The following is a 19,937-nucleotide window of genomic DNA, read 5'->3' as shown; positions in this document are numbered from 1 at the left end:
TAATGTTGTATATATAAACAAGTCTATGATGTATAATTTGCGCCTTTTGTTATTCTACGGTCACATTTATGAGCACACTCAAAGCTAAGCGCGCCTTATTCTCTTACCCCAAGTATTGGGCTGAGTGTTACGGCACTGCACCATTTTTACCTACATCACGCGAAGAAATGGATGCACTTGGCTGGGATAGCTGCGACATAATAATAATTAGTGGTGATGCGTATGTTGACCACCCAAGCTTTGGGATGGCAGTAATCGGACGTGTGCTCGAAGCGCAAGGTTTTAGAGTAGGTATTATTGCTCAGCCCAAATGGGATACAAAAGACGCATTTATGGAGCTTGGCAGGCCAAACCTATTTTTTGGTGTAACTGCTGGTAACATGGACTCAATGATTAACCGTTACACAGCTGAAAAGCGTATGCGCCACGATGATGCTTATACACCAGACAACGTAGGTGGTAAACGCCCGGATCGAGCGGTGATGATTTACTCTCAGAAGTGTCGTGAAGCATACAAAGGTATTCCTATTGTTATTGGCGGTATTGAGGCCAGCCTTCGCAGGATAGCCCATTATGATTATTGGCAAGAAAAAGTGCGCCGTAGCATTTTGTTTGACTCAAAAGCCGATATATTGATTTACGGAAATGCTGAGCGCCCATTAGTAGAAGTTGCCCACCGTATTGCCGGTGGTGAAACGATGGATACGATTCAAGACATTCGTGGTACCGCTGTGATTCGTAAAGAACCTTTGCCGGGCTGGCGGGGGAGTGATTCAACAGCTATTGATAAAATAGGTAAAATAGACCCCATTCCAAACCCTTACGGAGCCGATGATGTTGGCTGTAGCAAGTCTGAGTTTAAACAAGCTGGTATTGATTTAAAAGCAGAAGCTGCAAAGCCTATTACAGTGCAGCCAGCGCGCCCTAAGCCATGGGAAAAAACGTATGTTAAACTTCCAGCCTACGAGCAAGTAAGTGTTAACAAACCTTTATACGCGCATGCCTCAAGGATATTACACCAAGAAACTAACCCAGGTTGTGCAAGAGCTTTATTTCAGCGTCATGGCGATCGCTCTATTTGGGTTAACCCACCGGCTTATCCTTTAGAAACACATGAAATGGATGCGGTATTTGGATTACCTTATCAACGAATTCCTCATCCACGTTATGGCGACGCTAAAATACCTGCTTACGACATGATAAAAACGTCGGTGAATATTATGCGTGGCTGCTTTGGTGGGTGTTCATTCTGTTCGATTACAGAGCACGAAGGGCGTATTATTCAAAGCCGCTCGCAAGAGTCCATTATTGAAGAAATTGAACAGATCAGAGATAAAGTGCCTGGTTTTACTGGCGTTATTTCCGATTTAGGTGGGCCAACGGCCAACATGTACAAATTACGTTGTACAAGCAAAAAAGCAGAAAGTACCTGCCGACGCTTATCGTGCGTATACCCTGATATTTGTAAGCATATGGACACGGATCACACGCCAACAATCGACTTATACAAAAAAGCACGTGATGTAAAAGGCATTAAAAAAGTTCTTATCGCTTCGGGCGTTCGCTATGACCTTGCTGTACGCGATCCTCGCTATGTTAAAGAGCTGGTGACACATCATGTGGGCGGCTATCTAAAAATAGCGCCAGAGCATACTGAAGACGGTCCATTATCAAAAATGATGAAGCCAGGTATGGGGGCTTACGATCAATTTAAAGAATTATTTGATAAGTACTCGAAAGAAGCGGGTAAAAAGCAGTATTTAATTCCGTATTTTATTTCTGCGCACCCAGGAACTAAAGACGAAGATATGGTAAACATGGCTTTATGGCTTAAGTCTAACGACTTTAAGTTGGATCAAGTGCAAAACTTTTATCCATCTCCAATGGCCAATGCGACCACTATTTACCATACAGAGATGAACTCACTGCGTAATATCAAGAATAATAGTGAAGTAGTGCCAGTGCCAAAAGGAGCACGCCAGCGCAGATTACACAAAGCTATTTTGCGCTACCATGATGCATCGGGCTGGCCAATGATACGTGAAGCACTTCGCAAAATGGGTAAAGCCAACTTAATTGGCAAAGGGCCAAACTGTTTAGTGCCAGAAGAAGGCCGTGATGAAAAAGCGGGTAAAACCGTTAATAAAGGCCGTAAAGGGGCTCGCCCAGCGCTTACACGTCATACGGGATTTAGCCAATTTAAAAAGGCTAATACAAAACCTAAAGTGGGTGGAAATAGGCACAAAGCCAGATAGTTTTTACCGAGACATTAAAAAACGCGCAGCTATAAATTAACTGCGCGTTTTTTATAGCGGATTTTAAATTTATATTAACAACCAAGTGGCGGTGCCTAAAAAGGCAAAAATACCCACTATATCGGTGACTGTTGTTAGCACTACACTGCCTGCAAGTGCAGGGTCTATATTCATTTTTTTAAGTAAAATTGGAATACTTGCACCAGCAACACCTGCCACAACTAAGTTCATAAACATGGCAAAAGCGAGTACGCCGCCGAGCATAAAGTCCCACTGCCAAAGTGCAATGACACCCGCAATCAACAATGACCACAAAATGCCATTGAGTGCTCCAATAGCGAGTTCTTTCATCATTAAAAAGCGTTGGTTGGTTTGATTTATATGACCAACAGCTATACCACGAATAACAAGTGTAAGAGATTGACTACCAGCAACACCGCCCATAGAAGGAACGATGCCATTAAGCACTGCTAAAATGGGTAAAATATCGAGTGTGCTTTCAAAAAAACTGGCTACAAAGGCGGCCGCAAGCGCAGTTAATAAGTTAACTCCTAACCATACTGAGCGTTTTTTAGAGCTTTTTAAGACAGGGGCAAAGGTATCTTCTTCATCATCAAGGCCCGCCAAACTCAGTAAACTATGTTCGGCGTCTTCACGAATTACGTCAACAATATCATCGATCGTGACACGACCAAGTAGCTGATCGTTGTCATCAACAACTGGGGCCGAGATCCAATTATGGCGCTCAAACAGTTGTGCGACTTCACTTTCATCCATTGAAATTGGAATTGACTCACATTCTTCATCCATTAAATCGCGAACAATTTTTTCTGGTGGATTAGTTAGCAATGTACTCAGCGATAAAGCACCAATAAAGCAGTTATGTTTATCAACCACATACAGGTCATCAGTGCCTTCAGGTAACTCTCCGCGAAGTCGAATATAACGTAGTACGACATCAATGGTCACATCTGGGCGAATAGTTACCGTATCGGTGTTCATAAGTGCACCAGCAGAACGCTCTTGATAAGATAGCGCTTGTGTTGCGCGCTCTCTATCTTGGGTGTCCATGGCGCTAACAACGTCTTGGTAAACGGTGTCAGGCAAACTACGTAATACTTCACCTAGGTCATCGTGACCCATGTCTTCAGTGGCAGCAGCAATGTGCTCAGGCTCCATTTGGGCAATAATACCCAGGCGCACGTCTTCTGATAATTCTTCGAGTACATCACCTTGAACATCAGGATCAACTAACTGCCATAGCAAGCGACGAATTTTGTGTGGAGATGATTCTAATAATAACGCAGTATCACATGGCGCTGTTTTTGCGAGCATGCGCCTAACTTGAACAAACTGACCACTATTAAGTGACTTGGTCACTTGTTTTAGTTGTTGTAGTGGGTAGTCTTGTTCAAAAGCTTCGGGCATTGGCGTCCTTTATTTATACTGTAACTGTTACCTAATGGGTGGGGGAGTACGACCTAGCAGCCAGTTATTTTGATTATAGTTATTTTATTTAAATGTTAAAAATTAACGTTACTCTTGTTCGTTAAATCGTTGCGAAATAAGTTCTCCAATTGCATTTAAAGCTTGCTCTGCATCAGGCCCTTCACATACCACTTTAACTTCTTTACCTTGGCTACTTTCAAGTAGCATTAGTGCTAATACACTGTCACCAGCAGCTTCTTTATCATCTTGAAATAAGGTGATTGAAGCATCAAATTTTACAGCGAGTTGGGCTAATACAGTCGCGGCTCTGGCATGCAGTCCTAATTTATTTTGTATTAAAAAAGTGTCTTCTATACGCATACATTACTCTATCAAAGCTGAACAGGTTATTAGTTTTGTAAAATTACTTTTCTTGTTCTCTGTGACGTATTTTTACATTGGGATGCGTAACTGCAAAGCTTTCGCCAATTGTTTGCGCTAAATATACAGAGCGATGTTGCCCGCCAGTACAGCCAATCGCAATAGTTAAATAGCTTCTGTTATTTCGCTCTAGGTGTGGTAGCCATGTTTGTACAAAGGTTTGTATTTGCCATGTAAATTTTTGAACTATGCTGTGGCTAGCCAAATAATCTTTTACTGGTTGGTCTAGGCCATTAAGTGGTTTTAGTTCAGGCTCCCAATGCGGGTTAGGTAAAAAACGCGCATCAAATACGTAATCTGCTTCTTTAGGAATGCCATGTTTAAAACCAAAAGATTCAAATGTAACAATTAGCTGCTTGTCTTTTTTACCTAATATTTTTTCGCGAATTGATTCAGCAAGTTGATGAACGCTTAGCTCACTGGTATCGATCATGTAATCGGCGCGCGTAATTAGCACATCGAGAAGTTCTTTTTCTTTTTTTATGGCTAAATCAAGCGGAAGTGAATCTATTGATAAAGGGTGTAAGCGTCTGGTTTCAGAAAAGCGTTTAATAAGGGTTTGATCTTCACTGTCTAAGTAGAACAGCGTTGGTTTTGTAAAACCCGGTAAGTATTCGATGATGTGATTAAACTCATCTTGCTCTTTTGGTAAATTTCGCACATCTATACTAACGGCAATTTTATCGTAGTTATCAGAAACGCTTCTTACCAAAGAAGGTAATAAATTTACTGGAATGTTATCTACGCAATAATAACCTAGATCTTCAACAACGCGTAAAGCAACCGACTTACCAGAACCAGAACGGCCACTTATGATAATCAACTCCATTAATCACCCTTTAAATTTGTTACGATTGGTCAACAATAATTTGATACAACTCAGCATCCGATTTAGCACAGCGAAGCTGCTTACAAAATTCTTTATTTTTTAGTTTATCAGCTATCGTTGCTAGCGTCTTTAAATGCTGTTGGTTATCGCCTTCAGGTACGATGAGTGCAACAAAAATATCAACAGGGCGGTTGTCTATAGCATCAAAATTAATCGGTGTTTCACTTACTAACACCAATGCTAAAGGTTCTTGTGCGCCGCTCATTCGGCCATGTGGAATAGCAATACCTCTTCCTATCCCTGTGCTGCCTAGCTTTTCGCGGGTTAATAAAGCGCCCAAAATATCCTGTTGAGATAAATACGGTAATTTATCGTGAGCCAGCTCGCTAATAAACTCTAAAATTCTTTTTTTACTATTAAAAAGGACCGCAGCTTTACTGCAGTCCTGGCATATAAGTGAACTTAATTTCATCATATTAGTGTCGAGCAAGCTTCTCTTTGTGTTTAATTACTTGACGGTCAAGCTTGTCAATCAATGAATCAATAGCTGCATACATATCTTGATGTTCAGTGGATGCGAATAATTCAGCACCACTTACATGAATAGTTGCTTCTGCTTTTTGATTTAATTTTTCTATATCAAGAATGACATGAACATTATTAATATGATCAGAGTGCCTTTCTAGCTTCGCAAATTTGGTATTTATATAGTCTCTTAATGAATCAGTTAGTTCTACATGACGACCAGTTAAATTTAGTTGCATAAGCATTACCCTCTTTGTTTAGCGTCTTAAATCAGGCTCTTTCGCTGATTTGACGGTGGAATAGCCAGAGATTCGCGATATTTTGCGATTGTACGTCTCGCTACTTTAATTCCTTGCTCAGCCAATATATCCGCAATTTTGCTATCACTCAATGGTTTTGCTGAGTTTTCTGCTGCGATTAATTTTTTAATAAGTGCACGTATTGCCGTAGATGAACATTCTCCACCATTTTCGGTACTTACGTGGCTTGAGAAAAAGTATTTAAGCTCAAATATTCCACGCGGTGTGTGCATATACTTTTGCGTAGTTACGCGCGAAATTGTTGATTCGTGCATTTCTACCATTTCGGCAACATCATTTAAAACCATCGGTTTCATGGCTTCTGGGCCGTGTTCAAAAAAGCCCTGTTGTTGTTTAACAATACAGTTAGTTACTTTTAAAAGTGTATCATTTCTACTTTCTAAGCTTTTTATAAACCATTTAGCTTCTTGTAAATGTGAGCGAATAAATTGACTGTCGCCGCTTGATTTAACTGTACGCGACATCGCTGCATATTGGCTGTTTACACGAATTTTTGGCATGCTGTCTGGGTTTAACTCTACAATCCAGCGGCCTTTAATTTTTTTAACTGACACATCAGGTATTACATACTCAGACTCTTCTCGTACTATTGTGTCTGCAGGCTTAGGGTTGAGAGTATGAATAAGTGTCATTATTTCTTTAAGCTCATCTTCTTTGAGCTTCGTTTTTTTCATTAATGTACGGTAGTCACGAGCAGCTAACAAATCAATGTGCTCTGTTAAAATCATTTTTGTTTCATCAATAAAAGGCGTGCCTTTATCAAATTGATTTAACTGAATACACAAGCACTCTTGTAAGCTACGTGCCGCAATACCCACTGGGTCAAATAGCTGAATGCGCTTTAAAACCGCTTCTATTTCGTCAAGTTCAACCTCAACGTCATCGTCGTTATCTTGATTAAAGCTCTCTAAAATCTCTTCGCAGCTGAGTGTCAGTATGCCTGAATCATCCACCGCTTCTACAATAGCAATAGCGATGGCTTCATCTGTAGGGCTAAATGGCGTTAATTGTAATTGCCACATTAAGTATTCGTGAAGCGTTTCAGTTGATGCGCCCTGATATATAGACTCATCTTCAGGCATTGGGCCTGAAGATGATGCAGGGGCTGCACTCATATACTCATCCCAGCTAACATCCATTGCCATGTCGTCACTTACGGTATCTTTAGCAAGCGCTTCACCACTGTCTTGTTCATACTCGCTAGGGGCTTCATCTGCAGATACGGTTACTGTAACTTCATCATTATCTGCTTTTTGCTCATTTTTGCCCGCAAGATCATCGGCATAGTCTTGCTCCTCAACCTCAAGTAATGGGTTGCTGTCGAGCGCTTCTTGTATTTCTTGCTGAAGATCCAATGTACTTAATTGCAGCAAGCGAATAGCTTGTTGCAACTGAGGTGTCATTGTAAGTTGCTGGCCCATGCGCAGCTGTAGTGATTGCCTCATGTATCTCTAACAATCCTTTTAAGTTGTTATAATTAATACTAGCAGATGCTTATAAATAAGGCGTAAATGTTACAGCCTAAATTGCTCGCCTAAATATACATCGCGTACAGTTTTATCATTTAATACGTGTTCAGGGGTACCAGAAGCAATCAGTTCCCCATGAGAAACAATGTAGGCTTTTTCGCAAACATCAAGGGTTTCTCTTACATTGTGGTCTGTTATTAATACGCCAATCCCACGGTTTTTCAGGTGTTCAATAATTTTTTTAATATCTAATACTGAGATAGGGTCAACACCGGCAAATGGTTCGTCTAGCAAAATAAACTTTGGATCTGCGGCTAAAGCACGTGCAATCTCTACTCGGCGACGTTCTCCGCCCGATAATGCCATACCTTTGCTATCGCGAATGTGTTGAATGCTAAATTCATCCAATAGATTATTTAATGTATCTTCTCTGGCTTGCTTAGTGAGCTCCTTTCGAGTTTCTAAAATAGCCATTAAGTTTTGATACACTGTTAATTTTCTAAATATAGACGACTCTTGTGGTAAGTAGCCAATGCCTAATCTAGCACGACTGTGCATAGGTAAAAGCGTAATATCGTTATCATCGATAGATATTTTGCCTTTGTCGCTAGGGACTAAGCCTACAATCATGTAAAAGGTTGTTGTTTTACCTGCGCCGTTTGGCCCAAGCAAGCCTACAATACTTCCAGCTTTAACTTCTAAGCCCACATTTTTTACAACTTCACGGCCTTTGTAGCTTTTGGCTAGTAGCTCTGCTTTTAATGTACTCATGGTTGGCCTTTGTCATTTTTTTTAGGCTCCACAGGCACTAAGATAGTGTGTACACGGTCTGTTGAACTTTCATCTTTTTCGGCGCTAATAAGCTGCTGTTCTATATCGTAGGTAATGCTTTTTGCATTCATTTTTTGCCCAGCTTGAGATATCTCTGCATCTCCAATTAATGTTAAAAAACGCGTTGAAACATCGTACCTAACTTCATTAGCGCTGGCGCTCATTATTGTGCCGTCGGCTTGTTTTTCTTCAAAATATGCAGGCGTACCTGTGGCAATTAACAATTGCTTGTTGTCGCCTAGCTCATCGCGCTTGTGAACCTCAAGGCGGTCTGCGGTAATTTTTCTGTCGCCATGAATAATTTCAACATTTTTTTCGAAGATACCTACGTTTTCTTTTAGTTGACCCTCTTGTTTATCCGCACTAATCGAAATTTGATTTGCAGAAATTGGCGCTGTTGGTTCAGCGGCATTAGTACCTAATGCAAGTAAAAATGTTGGAATAATAAAGAGTGTTGATAGTTTATTGGTCATAATAAATAGTTCGCGTATGGTTAATTAATTTTATCACTTCGGTTTTTAAATCGGCTTCTAAGCCTTTACCGGTGATTTTTAAATTGGGCCCTGTAACAATGACAGGCTGCTCTGATTGCATCGTTAGTAATTTTATATCTACCTGAATGTTATCAGCATTAATTTTATCTATCATTGCGTTATCAGTTAAATTACTAGCAACAACGTTACCTTCTAATATTAATTGTCTGCCTTCGTATAATGTTGCTTCATTAGCGTTAATTCGCCATGTTTGTTTGTCGTTGTATAGCGTAAAAATAGGTTTATCAAAAAAGGTAAACCCTAATTCTTGATATAGCTCCATTCGCGCTGCCGTTACTTTATGGCTGATTTTCCCATTTTCGTCATACGCTGTTTGTTTTAGCTCTATGGCTGTGTAATCGGGCTTTGCAATTATGTCTGCTTCGGTTTGTTGTGGTAAATTTACTTGTGTGAAATAAGGGTACCAAAGCCAAACCATACAGCTGATGAATAAAACGCTTAATATTATGCGCGCTGCATTCATGAACTAGTCCCTTTTGTGGTCAAAGGTTTGTTATTTTCAAGCATTAGTAGGTCGGTAAGTTCTCTCACTGCACCAAAGCCACCTAGCATTTTTGTTGTATAATGCGCTAAACGTTTTATTAGCGGATGGGCGTCATTTACTGCAACAGCAAACCCTACTAACTCCATTACTGGCATGTCTGGGCCATCATCGCCAATGTAGGCAATTTGCTCATCATTTAAATTGAGCTTTGTTTTTAGTTCTTCGTAAGCGAGTAGCTTATTTTCTTGGCCTTGATATATATGTTGTACTGTTAGGCTTGTCATACGCTGTTGTACTATTTTTGAGTGGCGTCCTGTAATTACCGCAACTTCAAAGCCGCTATTAATTAGCGCTTTAATGCCAAAGCCATCTTTTGTATTAAATGCTTTGAGCTCTTCGCCTTGGTTACCCAAATAAATGCGACCATCAGAAAACACACCATCAATATCACAAATAAGTAGCTTTACTTTTTTTGCACGTGCTTTTGCGTCTTCACTCAATGGTTGATAGAGCTCTTCAAATTGCATTTATAATACTCCTGCTTTTAGTAAGTCTTGCATATTTAATGCACCAATAGGGTGGTTTTGCTCATTAACGATGATTAAACCATTAATACGCTTTTGCTCCATAATATTAAGTGCTTCAGCGGCCAAAATATCTTGCGTTGCCGTTGTGCAGGACTTGGTCATTACAACATCTATTTGTGTTGTATGTATATCAATTCGTTGTTCTAAAATACGACGTAAATCACCGTCGGTAAATAGCCCTACAAGTTGTTGCTGAGAATCAACTATGGCTGTCATGCCTAAGCCTTTTGCCGACATTTCTATCAGTGCATCTTTTATAGTTTGCGTAACGTTAATAATAGGTGTGTTTTTACCGCTATGCATGACATCTTTTAGGGTCAGCAGTAAACGTTTACCTAAACTCCCGCCGGGGTGAGATAGCGCAAAGTCATCAGCTGTAAAACCGCGGGCTTCTAACAGTGCAACCGCCATGGCATCGCCCATTGCAAGTGTTGCTGTTGTGCTTGCTGTAGGGGCTAAGCCTAACGAACAGGCTTCTTTTTGAACTTTTATGCAAATATGTACGTTTGCAAGCGTTGCCATTGTTGAGCTTGCGTTACCTGTCATGGCTATCATTTTTGCGCCAAGGCGCTTCAAAACAGGAATTATATTGAGGACTTCGCTTGTTTCACCAGAATTAGAAATTAGCATAACCACATCATTTTTAGTGATCATACCTAAGTCGCCATGGCTTGCCTCACCTGGGTGTACAAAAAATGCAGGGCTGCCAGTACTTGCTAAAGTCGCCGCTATTTTATTGCCAATATGACCCGATTTTCCCATGCCTATAACAATAGTTCGCCCTTGGCAGTCATATATTAACTGACATGCTTGATGAAAATTTTCATCCACATATTGTGCAATATCACTCAATGCTTGGCGCTCTATGTCTAATACACGTAGGCCTTGTTCAATAAAATTTAGCGTTGCCATTACTTACCCTACTTGACTGAAAATATACCCTTGGTAGCCTAAAAAAGCGATTAACAATAAGCCGCCCTCTACTCTATTGATGCGCTGAGCACCTCTAAAGTTCAATGACATGATAATAAGTGCAACCGTGGCACCAATCATAATAAGTATGTCGCGGTTAGCAACAGACGGGTCAATAAGAGAAGGGTTGATAATGCCTGCGAAAGGCAGCACGGCAAGAATATTAAAAATATTAGAGCCAACAATATTACCCAGTGCTAAGTCATCTTCATTTTTAAGAACCCCTGCAATTGAAGCTGCAAGCTCGGGCAAGCTTGTACCTATTGCAATAATTGTTAAGCCAATGACTAAATCGCTTAGGCCAAAATATTTTGCGATATCAACCGCTGACTCTATTAAAAAATGTGCACTGACAGGGAGTAATACCATACCAATAACTAACCAAATTACTGCTTTTTTTGTTGGTACGTCATTGGGTACTTCATCACATGCTTCTGATACAAATGGGTCTGTTTGATTTTTAGCACGTAGCGAAACAATAATCAGCCCGCCAATAAAGACGACAAAACCAATTAATAAGGCAACGCCTTCAGCAAGCGAAAAGTAGTTATCTGAAAAAATATACCAAGTAGCTAGAGATACAATAAGCACTAACGGGATTTCACGTTTTAATGTACTTGAAGAAACGCTAAGAGGCCTAAATAAAGCGGTAATACCTAATACCAGTAGAATATTTGTGATATTTGAGCCAATTGCGTTACCTACCGCTGTGTCTGTTTTTCCAGCTAATGCAGCAGAGGCTGATACCATCATTTCAGGTGCTGATGAGCCCATGGCAACAACAGTCAAACCAACAATTAAGGTTGGTACGCCAAAGTTTTTAGCCAGTGCGGCCGCACCATAAACAAACCTGTCAGCACTCCAAACTAGGGCTGCAAAACCAAGAATCAAAATAACAAACGAGGTAACCATTGTATTAAGCCAGTTATTCAAAATAGGAATGGCGCGAATAGTAACAAATGCCACGATGAAAGTATAAATAAAAGAGTAAGGTCAACTACGTAGGCTTATTCATTTTACTAAATTAATTAGTCGAGCCTGTTAGGCTTTCAGTACTAAAGTTTTACTGATGTATGGGGAATAACTACACCACCAGGTACTGACTTGCCAAAATTCTAAATAGGTTGCTGAAAATTTAACCTTAATAGGTAACAGACCCCAGTTTAAGTGTTGGTTAAGTGAAGATGAGTGAGTCTTAATGTGTGTTTTAAACGTACATTACAAAATCTTACGAATTGTTTTTTCCATATTGGATCAAAAAGATTTAAAATAGGGGCACTAGTGAACATTTTTATGGAGAGCGACTTGTCGCAATCAATAGTAGAAGTCAAGGATGTTAGCTTTTCCAGGGGCGATAGGGTCATATATAAAAATATGAGCTTTAGTGTGCCTAAAGGCAAAATCACTGCGATTATGGGGCCAAGCGGTATTGGTAAGACCACGATGTTGCGTTTAATTGGTGGTCAATTAAAACCTGATTCGGGTGATATTTTATTTGAGGGTGGCAGTATTCCTTCCATGACGCGTTCAGAATTATATGAAGCGCGTACAAAAATGAGCATGCTATTTCAAAGTGGTGCCTTGTTTACCGACATGTCTGTGTTTGACAATATTGCTTTTCCGATTCGTGAGCACACAAAACTAAGTGAAGATCTTATTCGTTTAGTGGTGTTAATGAAGCTGCAGGCTGTAGGTTTACGCGGTGCTAAAGATTTAATGCCCTCAGAGTTATCAGGTGGAATGGCAAGGCGTGCTGCTCTTGCTCGCGCAATAGCGCTCGACCCAGAACTCATCATGTATGACGAACCGTTTGCTGGCCAAGATCCTATCTCAATGGGCGTGCTTGTAAAGTTAATCAAATCGCTCAATCAAGTATTGGGTTTATCGTCTTTAATTGTGACCCATGATGTAACTGAAGTAATGAGTATTGCCGATCACGTTATTATTATTGCCGATCAGGGCGTAATAGGCTCAGGTACGCCAGATGAAATGCGCAATCATGAATCTGAGCTAGTTCAGCAATTTTTAAAAGGTTTGTCTGATGGTCCTGTGCCATTTCATTTCCCCGCGCAAGCCTATGCAGATGAGTTGCTTGGAGAAAAAGCCTAATGTTGGATTTGTTTCAAAAGTTAGGGCATAAAACTCTGGGTCGCTTTGCTGCCCTTGGTCGCTCAGCTTACATGTTGTTCAGCGCACTCGCGCATGTTCCTAATTTTAAAAAAGGCACTCCGCTGCTTATTCGCCAGCTTTATATGGTGGGTTCGCAGTCGCTGCTTATTATAATGGTATCAGGCTTGTTTATCGGTATGGTACTCGCATTGCAAGGCTACACCGTATTAGTAGGGTATGGTGCTGAAGATAGCTTAGGGCCACTTGTAGCACTGAGTTTATTACGTGAGCTAGGCCCTGTAGTTACTGCGCTATTATTTGCTGGGCGTGCAGGTAGTGCACTTACCGCAGAAATAGGCCTAATGAAAGCCACCGAACAACTCTCATCATTAGAGATGATGGCAATTGATCCACTTAAACGTATTATTGCACCTCGCTTTTGGGCCGGTTTTATTAGCATGCCTTTACTTGCAATTATATTCTCTGCCGTTGCAATTATAGGGGCTCATTTAGTCGGGGTTGATTGGTTAGGTGTAGATACCGGTAGCTTTTGGTCAATTATGCAATCGCAAGTGTCGTTTCAGGCTGATGTACTAAACGGCATAATTAAAAGCTTTGTATTTGCAATAGTGGTTACTTGGATTGCACTTTACAAAGGCTATGACTGTGTTCCAACGTCGGAAGGGATCAGCAAGGCAACTACCGAGACAGTAGTACATTCGTCATTGGCCGTTTTAGGTTTCGACTTTATTTTGACAGCGGTAATGTTTACCAGCTAATTAGGGTATAAATAATGAATTCACGGAAATTAGAAATTTTAGTTGGCTTTTTTGTAGCGCTTGGCATTTTAGCTTTTGCTATGTTAGCGCTTAAAGTGGCGAATGCAGGTATTAGTGGCTCAGGCGAAACCTATTCACTCAATGCAAAGTTTGAAAATATTGGCTCATTAAAAGCACGAGCCCCCATCAAAGTAGGTGGTGTGGTAATTGGTCGCGTTGAGTCAATTTATGTTCATCCAAAAGAGTTTTTACCTGTGGTTGATATGACTATTGATGCGCAATACTTATGTCGTTTTTCAGATACAAGCTCTATATCCATACTTACATCGGGTATTTTAGGCGAGCAATACTTAGGTATAAATCCTGTTATTGCCTCCAGTTCAGCTGAACAGCGTTGTTTAGGTGAAACAGTAACCAACAATGAACAAGATACTGCAATTGATGACTTATTTGGCGTAGAAAGTAAGGCGCTAGGGAATGGGGATTCAATTATTGATACCAAGTCTGCCATTGTGTTAGAAGAATTAATTGGGCAGTTTTTATTCAACCAAGGTAGTGAGTAATTATTATGTTGAAAAAGTATTTAGTTATTATAACGCTTAGCGCATTAAGCCTAATGCAAACGGTGAGTGCTGCAGAAGTAAAGTTAGACGATCCAAATAAAATGGTGCGCAAGGTATCAGAGCATACATTTGACCGAATCAAAAAAGATCAACCATTGATTGTTAAAGATCAAGAGTATCTTCGCGTTATCGTTGAAGAAGAGTTGATGCCCTATATTGATTATAAATACGCAGCACTGCGTGTATTAGGAAGTGAAGTATCTAAAGTGCGCGCAATCACAGATGATGCTGAAAAAGCACAAGCAATTAAAGATATTCAGCGCTTTATTGGCGTGTTTAGAGAGTATTTAGTTGCTACGTATGCAGGTGTATTTACCCAATATACTAACCAACACGTTGAATTTGGTGCACCGCAACCATTTAAAGGCCAGGATGTGGTTGTAGTAAAAACAAAGATTATCGAAGATGGTAAGCCAGATATCCGCATTGATTTTAAAGTTCGTGAAGATCGCAGTGGTCAGTGGCGTGCGTACGACATGATTGCTGAAGGGATAAGCTTGTTAGATGCTAAGCAAAGTGAGCTACAAGGTATTTTGCGTCAGCAAGGTATTGATAAGGTAAGTGACCTTTTAGAGCAAAAAAGTAAGCTTCCAGTTCAATTTAGAGGCAGTAGCTCGAATGACTAAATTGGCGATAAGCCAAATTGATGATCAACAGTTTCGAGCGAGCGGCGAGCTCTCTCGAAATTCAATTGGCGATGAACAACTTCTGAACAAGCAGCTACAAACTAAGCATAAAACCATCTATTTTGACCTAAGTGGGGTGTCAAGGGTTGACACAGCCGGCTTAGCTTGGTTAATTCACTCTTTTGCAGAATTAAAGCAGCAAGGTATTCGCCTTGAATTGCAAAATCCACCTGAGCAATTGCAAAATTTAATGCAATTGGGTCAAGTTACAACCCTATTTGAGTGAGAGTTATGGAAACTAGCCAAGTCGAAACATTATTACGCGAAGAACTTCAATTAGCAGAAGTTCATGTAAAAGCCAATGGAAGCCATTATGAAGTTGTTGCCGTGGGTGAGTGCTTCGACGGTTTAAGCCGAGTTAAAAAGCAACAGCTAGTATATGGTCCACTAATGAATACTATTTCAGACGGTACTATTCATGCAGTTTCTATTCGTGCTTTTACACCGACTGAGTGGAAACGCGAACAAAAATTTATTTTACCGCAATAAATAGGGCCTCCTAATGGATCAATTTGTAATTCAAGGTGGCACTTCACTTGCTGGTGAGGTGACTATTTCTGGTGCTAAAAACGCGGCACTGCCTATTTTATTTGCCTCACTTTTGGCCGACGGTAAAAGCACATTTACCAATGTGCCACGCTTACGCGATATTGTAACTACTGAAGCTTTGCTAAAAACATTAGGTGCAGATGTAAATTGGCAGAGTGATACCCTCGTCATTGATGGTGCAACTGTTGATAAAACGTTGGCCCCATACGATTTAGTAAAGCAAATGCGCGCGTCTGTATTAGCATTAGGGCCTTTAGTTGCTCGCTTTGGTGAGGCACAAGTTTCATTGCCAGGCGGCTGTGCTATTGGTGCTCGCCCTGTTGATATTCACATTCAAGGCATGGAACGTTTAGGTGCGCAAATTAGCGTCGAAAATGGCTACATTAATGCTAAAGTGGATGGTCGCCTTAAAGGCGCTGAGATCTTTATGGAGATGGTCAGTGTAGGCGCAACCGAGAACTTGTTGATGGCAGCAGCGTTGGCCGATGGTAAAACAGTACTAGAAAACGCAGCCCGTGAACCTGAAATTACCGATTTAGCAAATTGCTTGATTGCAATGGGTGCTAAAATTACAGGCGCTGGAACGAGCCGTATTGAAATTGAAGGCGTAGAGCGCTTATCCGGTTGTGAACATAAAATTTTACCGGATCGTATTGAAACGGGCACGTTCTTAGTTGCTGCAGCAATGGCTGGTGGTGAAGTATTGTGTAAAAACACAGACTTTCATTCACTTGAACCGGTTATTGAAAAACTGCGCGCGACAAATGCCTTACTTGAAGTGAAAGACGATTCTATTTATCTGGATATGCGTGGTCGTGAGCTTAAAGCGGTGAATGTTAAAACCGCCCCGCATCCTGGGTTCCCAACCGATATGCAAGCTCAGTTTACTGCACTTAATGTAGTGGCTAACGGCAGCGCGACAATTACAGAAACTATTTTTGAGAACCGTTTCATGCATGTGCCTGAGTTACAGCGCATGGGCGCAAACATTCGTTTAGAAGGCAACACAGCAATATGTGGTGAGACTAAAAGTCTTTCTGGTGCTCAAGTTATGGCTACGGATTTACGAGCATCAGCAAGCTTAATCCTTACAGGGATTGTAGCGCAAGGTGAAACCGTTGTTGATCGTATTTATCACGTTGATAGAGGGTATCAGCGTATTGAGGATAAACTCAGCGCGCTAGGCGCTAACATAAAGCGTAAAGCAAGCTAACACGTTTAAATGCCGGTCGGTGTGATTACACCGACCTTTCTTTATTTAGAGTTTGGTTTCAAGCTCAGCCACAGTAACCATTATTTTTTCGATTTTCCCATCTCTATACAATTCAAACTCTATTTCTTTACCTGGTTCAGTATTGCCAATTTTTTCGAGTACCTTTTGTGGATTAGCCACTGAAAGCCCTGCAATTTTTATTACAATATCTTGTTCTTCAATGCCAGCTTGCCACGCAGGCCCTAATGGATCTAAATTTGTAATACGCATGCCGCTCACAGGGGTTAAGTTGTCATTAACCTCTTTGCCTGTACTGTCTACAGCTGTGCCTTCAAACCCTAAGTAACCACGCACTACACGGCCATGGCGAATTAGCTTAGCCATTACTTCCTTAGCTAGGGTGTAGGGGACAGCAAAAAAGATGCCTTGGATGTTTAAGTTTTCGCGGGTTTTAAATTGCGCCGAAGTAATACCCACTAAATCACCATTTGAATTAACGAGTGCACCTCCAGAATTTCCTACATTAATTGCTGCATCCATTTGCAGTAGGTTATTAAACGGGCTATCGGTGATTTTTTGTTTACCTGTGGCACTAATAATCCCTTGTGTGATTGTTTGTCCTAGATTAAGTGGGTTGCCAATAGCTAATACAACATCTCCCACGCTAGTCGTATAGTCATCGTTTACGGGTATAACAGGAAGGTGTTCTGCATTTATTTTAAGTAGTGCTAGATCTGTAATTGTATCAAAGCCTATAAGCTGCACATCAAAAAAACGTCGGCCGTCAGTTAAAATCACCATAATTACATCAGCATTATTAACAACATGATAATTAGTAAGTATATAGCCATCTGGCGACATAATAACGCCTGAGCCTAACTCCTGAACGGTGTTTTTTCTTTTGTAGCGGGGCTCCTTGGAAATACTTTCAGAAAAAATCGTAACGACTGACGGGGCTGCGCGCTTTACTGCATCAGAAAAGCTTAAGTGGCTTGCACTCATTGCACTAGGGATAGGAACATTAGGCAGCAGCGCTGCTCTCATATTTGGGCTGAAAAAAACCACCAAAAAAGCAATACTGAGACCTGCAAATAGAGGAGGGAGGACAAATTTAATGAATTTCAGCACAAGTTTCTTATTATTAAAGGAGCAATCCCTTTATGATGGCACAAAAAAAATAACAGCGGCAAGTGCCACTGTTATTTTTATTACACATATACTGCGATTAATTACTGAATTAGGATAAATATAGACTCACGTCCACGTTTAACGCCTAGTACAATATTACCTTTCGTATTTTCGATGATTTTATTCATATCGCGAATTGTCTCAACACGTTGGCGGTTCACTTGAACTATCATGTCACCTTCTTCTAGGCCTACCCGTGCAGAAGGAGAGCGAGGATCGACAGAGGTAATTTCAATCCCCTTTGCGTTATTTTTCTGAACATTTTCTAATTCAGCCCCTTGAAATGCGGGGTGCAGTTCTTCGCCAACCGCTTTAACACCAGACGCGCCGTCGAGTGTAACTTTGAGCGTTTTTATTTTTCCATCTCGGTAAATACTGAGCTTTATTTCTCTGCCTTCACCTAATGTAGCAATTTTACTGCGCAGTTCATGGAAGCCGCTTATATCGCTGCCATTGATGCTTACAATAACATCCCCGGCTTTTATGCCTGCTTTACTAGCAGCAGTATCATCCATTACCTGCATTACATAAGCACCTTGTTTAACATCAAGCTGTTGTGCTTTGGCTAAGCCCGCATCAAGTGGACGACCCGATATGCCTAGCGAGCCACGGCGTACTTCACCATGCTCAATAATCTGATCAACCAAGTTTTTCATCATGTTAGAAGGAATAGCAAAACCAATTCCAACGTTACCACCAGATGCACCTAAAATAGCGGTGTTAATGCCAATTAGTTCTCCATTTAAATTCACTAAAGCACCGCCAGAATTACCTTGGTTAATTGCGGCGTCTGTTTGAATGAAATCTTCGTAACCTTCGATGTTTAAACCACTGCGTCCAAGGGCACTAACAATGCCTGAGGTGACGGTGTGGCTTAAACCAAACGGGTTGCCTATAGCAACTGCAAAATCACCGACTCGTAATTGGTCTGAGTTAGCAAGTTTGATTTCTGTCAGGTCATCAGCGTCTATTTGTAGTAGTGCAATGTCAGACTCTTTATCTGTACCAATTTTAGTAGCTTCAAATTCACGTCCATCTTCGAGTGTAACGATCATTTTTTCAGCATCTTGGATCACGTGATTATTAGTAACCACATAACCTTCATCTGCATCGATAATCACACCTGAACCCAAACCACTAAATTGGCGCTTTTGGCTGCGAGGTTGTTGCTGGCCAAAAAAGAACTCAAGTGGATCGGCGCGGCGGCGAACCTCTTTAGAGCCCGAAACCTGAATACTCACAACACCTGGGGAAATTTGTTCAAGCATAGGTGCAAGAGTAGGTAGCTGTTGCCCGTTAACTGCTATTGGTAACTTTGCGTAAGACGCTACCGGGCTCATTAATAAGCTTGTAGATAAAATAGCAGCACTGATAAGTGATAATTTCATTTTCATAGTCAAGGTTTACTCCACTTAGGAAAAACAAAAATTAAAAAAGGCTGCATAAGCAGCCTTTTTTAGTTTGTTAGTAAGATAAAACAACAAAGCTGTTATATCTAAAGACTATGGGGTCAAAAAAAAGTTCATCAAGATGCTTTAGAGCGTTCCTGTACTTTATTTTCACCAGCAAATAAACCAGACTCACCTGACACAAAGTCTGCCGGTTGCGCCTCTGCTGAAGAGCGATCAGAACGACGCTCTTTTAAAGATGCTTGTAATTGCTCTGTTGTTTCTTTTGAAAAGTAAGGGGCTGCTGGTTCTTTATTTCTATCTTCTAACAGTAATTGATTAGTTTCTTCTACATGACTCAAGAGCTGGTTGTAGTTATCTTTCATTTTATTTACAAGCTTGCTGGTGCTTGCTAAATGGTCAGCTACGTCTTGGCGGTATTGCTCAAGTTCGCTTTGCGCTTGTTCCGCTTGCTCTTTTAACTCATCTTGTTTGAACTGTTTTTTAGTAACAAATGCACCAATAAAAAATGCTATAACCGCAACAATAACGATTAAACCTACCCATATAACTGTGCCCATAAACTACCCCTTTGGGAAAATAACGAAAGAATGCTGATTCATTTATAAATCATATTAAGTGTAATATACCCCGAGTTATGATGCGTGTTAATATGCTTTACAAATTAAACTGCGTTTTGACTGAAA

Annotated in this window: 24 protein-coding genes; 9 read left to right on the top strand and 15 right to left on the bottom strand. The window is 40.7% G+C overall.

Annotated features, from left to right (window positions below; all coding sequences use genetic code 11):
* The first annotated feature begins 68 nt into the window (after nt 1–68).
* The gene (locus tag R0J88_RS06730) at nt 69–2,255 is read left to right on the top strand and encodes a YgiQ family radical SAM protein (RefSeq protein ID WP_039036367.1); all 2,187 of its coding nucleotides are present in this window, start codon (nt 69–71) and stop codon (nt 2,253–2,255) included.
* A 69-nt stretch (nt 2,256–2,324) separates the two neighbouring features.
* Here R0J88_RS06730 and mgtE read toward each other — a convergent pair whose 3' ends face one another.
* The 12 genes from mgtE to R0J88_RS06670 all read right to left on the bottom strand — a co-directional run bounded on the left by mgtE (nt 2,325) and on the right by R0J88_RS06670 (nt 11,607).
* Nucleotides 2,325–3,683, bottom strand: coding sequence for a magnesium transporter (gene mgtE, locus R0J88_RS06725; protein WP_006792092.1), 1,359 nt, complete (start codon nt 3,681–3,683; stop codon nt 2,325–2,327).
* A gap of 108 nt (nt 3,684–3,791) precedes the next feature.
* Nucleotides 3,792–4,064: an HPr family phosphocarrier protein gene (locus R0J88_RS06720; protein WP_006792093.1), complete on the bottom strand. Its 273-nt coding sequence runs from the start codon at nt 4,062–4,064 to the stop codon at nt 3,792–3,794.
* Nucleotides 4,065–4,107: 43 nt separating this feature from the next.
* Nucleotides 4,108–4,953, bottom strand: a complete 846-nt coding sequence (rapZ, locus tag R0J88_RS06715) for an RNase adapter RapZ (RefSeq protein WP_006792094.1) — start codon at nt 4,951–4,953, stop codon at nt 4,108–4,110.
* A 19-nt stretch (nt 4,954–4,972) separates the two neighbouring features.
* Nucleotides 4,973–5,425: a PTS IIA-like nitrogen regulatory protein PtsN gene (gene ptsN, locus R0J88_RS06710; protein ID WP_006792095.1), complete on the bottom strand. Its 453-nt coding sequence runs from the start codon at nt 5,423–5,425 to the stop codon at nt 4,973–4,975.
* Nucleotides 5,426–5,429: 4 nt separating this feature from the next.
* Nucleotides 5,430–5,717, bottom strand: a complete 288-nt coding sequence (gene hpf, locus R0J88_RS06705; protein WP_006792096.1) for a ribosome hibernation promoting factor — start codon at nt 5,715–5,717, stop codon at nt 5,430–5,432.
* A 26-nt stretch (nt 5,718–5,743) separates the two neighbouring features.
* Nucleotides 5,744–7,243 carry an RNA polymerase factor sigma-54 gene (locus R0J88_RS06700; RefSeq protein ID WP_410899463.1) on the bottom strand — a complete coding sequence of 500 codons (1,500 nt, stop codon included), beginning with the start codon at nt 7,241–7,243 and terminating at the stop codon, nt 5,744–5,746.
* Between the two features lie 69 nt (nt 7,244–7,312).
* The gene (lptB, locus tag R0J88_RS06695) at nt 7,313–8,038 is read right to left on the bottom strand and encodes an LPS export ABC transporter ATP-binding protein (protein ID WP_006792098.1); all 726 of its coding nucleotides are present in this window, start codon (nt 8,036–8,038) and stop codon (nt 7,313–7,315) included.
* Entirely contained in the window at nt 8,035–8,571 is a 537-nt protein-coding gene (lptA, locus tag R0J88_RS06690; RefSeq protein WP_203986131.1) for a lipopolysaccharide transport periplasmic protein LptA, read from the bottom strand. Before lptA ends, lptB begins: the two co-directional genes overlap by 4 nt.
* Nucleotides 8,561–9,115, bottom strand: coding sequence for an LPS export ABC transporter periplasmic protein LptC (gene lptC / locus R0J88_RS06685; protein ID WP_008130304.1), 555 nt, complete (start codon nt 9,113–9,115; stop codon nt 8,561–8,563). Before lptC ends, lptA begins: the two co-directional genes overlap by 11 nt.
* The gene (kdsC, locus tag R0J88_RS06680; RefSeq protein WP_410899462.1) at nt 9,112–9,663 is read right to left on the bottom strand and encodes a 3-deoxy-manno-octulosonate-8-phosphatase KdsC; all 552 of its coding nucleotides are present in this window, start codon (nt 9,661–9,663) and stop codon (nt 9,112–9,114) included. Before kdsC ends, lptC begins: the two co-directional genes overlap by 4 nt.
* Complete coding sequence (locus R0J88_RS06675) at nt 9,664–10,635, bottom strand: KpsF/GutQ family sugar-phosphate isomerase (RefSeq protein ID WP_006792102.1); 972 nt, start codon at nt 10,633–10,635, stop codon at nt 9,664–9,666.
* Nucleotides 10,636–10,638: 3 nt separating this feature from the next.
* The gene (locus R0J88_RS06670) at nt 10,639–11,607 is read right to left on the bottom strand and encodes a calcium/sodium antiporter (protein WP_410899472.1); all 969 of its coding nucleotides are present in this window, start codon (nt 11,605–11,607) and stop codon (nt 10,639–10,641) included.
* Between the two features lie 381 nt (nt 11,608–11,988).
* Here R0J88_RS06670 and R0J88_RS06665 point away from each other — a divergent pair, with 381 nt between their 5' ends.
* The 7 genes from R0J88_RS06665 to murA are packed head-to-tail and all read left to right on the top strand — an operon-like array spanning nt 11,989 to nt 16,654.
* The gene (locus R0J88_RS06665; protein WP_074210176.1) at nt 11,989–12,804 is read left to right on the top strand and encodes an ATP-binding cassette domain-containing protein; all 816 of its coding nucleotides are present in this window, start codon (nt 11,989–11,991) and stop codon (nt 12,802–12,804) included.
* The gene (gene mlaE / locus R0J88_RS06660) at nt 12,804–13,583 is read left to right on the top strand and encodes a lipid asymmetry maintenance ABC transporter permease subunit MlaE (protein WP_010555663.1); all 780 of its coding nucleotides are present in this window, start codon (nt 12,804–12,806) and stop codon (nt 13,581–13,583) included. Before R0J88_RS06665 ends, mlaE begins: the two co-directional genes overlap by 1 nt.
* Before the next feature lie 14 nt (nt 13,584–13,597).
* Nucleotides 13,598–14,146, top strand: a complete 549-nt coding sequence (gene mlaD, locus R0J88_RS06655) for an outer membrane lipid asymmetry maintenance protein MlaD (protein ID WP_006792106.1) — start codon at nt 13,598–13,600, stop codon at nt 14,144–14,146.
* Between the two features lie 5 nt (nt 14,147–14,151).
* Nucleotides 14,152–14,832: a phospholipid-binding protein MlaC gene (locus R0J88_RS06650; RefSeq protein WP_410899461.1), complete on the top strand. Its 681-nt coding sequence runs from the start codon at nt 14,152–14,154 to the stop codon at nt 14,830–14,832.
* The gene (locus R0J88_RS06645; protein ID WP_006792108.1) at nt 14,825–15,118 is read left to right on the top strand and encodes a lipid asymmetry maintenance protein MlaB; all 294 of its coding nucleotides are present in this window, start codon (nt 14,825–14,827) and stop codon (nt 15,116–15,118) included. The genes R0J88_RS06650 and R0J88_RS06645 overlap by 8 nt, the downstream gene beginning before the upstream one ends.
* Before the next feature lie 5 nt (nt 15,119–15,123).
* Nucleotides 15,124–15,381 (top strand): BolA family protein, encoded by a 258-nt coding sequence (locus R0J88_RS06640; protein WP_006792109.1) that lies wholly within the window; start codon nt 15,124–15,126, stop codon nt 15,379–15,381.
* A 13-nt stretch (nt 15,382–15,394) separates the two neighbouring features.
* The gene (gene murA / locus R0J88_RS06635; RefSeq protein ID WP_008130314.1) at nt 15,395–16,654 is read left to right on the top strand and encodes a UDP-N-acetylglucosamine 1-carboxyvinyltransferase; all 1,260 of its coding nucleotides are present in this window, start codon (nt 15,395–15,397) and stop codon (nt 16,652–16,654) included.
* Nucleotides 16,655–16,699: 45 nt separating this feature from the next.
* Here murA and R0J88_RS06630 read toward each other — a convergent pair whose 3' ends face one another.
* Nucleotides 16,700–17,656, bottom strand: coding sequence for a trypsin-like peptidase domain-containing protein (locus R0J88_RS06630; RefSeq protein WP_410899471.1), 957 nt, complete (start codon nt 17,654–17,656; stop codon nt 16,700–16,702).
* Between R0J88_RS06630 and R0J88_RS06625 the strand changes: the two genes are divergently transcribed.
* Nucleotides 17,571–17,900: a hypothetical protein gene (locus R0J88_RS06625; RefSeq protein WP_248518738.1), complete on the top strand. Its 330-nt coding sequence runs from the start codon at nt 17,571–17,573 to the stop codon at nt 17,898–17,900. The genes R0J88_RS06630 and R0J88_RS06625 overlap by 86 nt on opposite strands.
* Here R0J88_RS06625 and R0J88_RS06620 read toward each other — a convergent pair.
* Nucleotides 17,884–19,236: a Do family serine endopeptidase gene (locus R0J88_RS06620; RefSeq protein ID WP_008130320.1), complete on the bottom strand. Its 1,353-nt coding sequence runs from the start codon at nt 19,234–19,236 to the stop codon at nt 17,884–17,886. The two genes, R0J88_RS06625 and R0J88_RS06620, sit on opposite strands and share 17 nt — an antisense overlap.
* A 131-nt stretch (nt 19,237–19,367) precedes the next feature.
* Nucleotides 19,368–19,811, bottom strand: coding sequence for a YhcB family protein (locus tag R0J88_RS06615; protein WP_006792113.1), 444 nt, complete (start codon nt 19,809–19,811; stop codon nt 19,368–19,370).
* Between the last annotated feature and the right edge of the window lie 126 nt (nt 19,812–19,937).

This window comes from Pseudoalteromonas sp. SIMBA_162, assembly GCF_046535955.1.
Lineage (GTDB): Bacteria > Pseudomonadota > Gammaproteobacteria > Enterobacterales > Alteromonadaceae > Pseudoalteromonas > Pseudoalteromonas marina.
The sequence above is the reverse complement of the archived record's forward strand: the minus strand, read 5'-3'. Positions and strand labels throughout refer to the sequence as shown.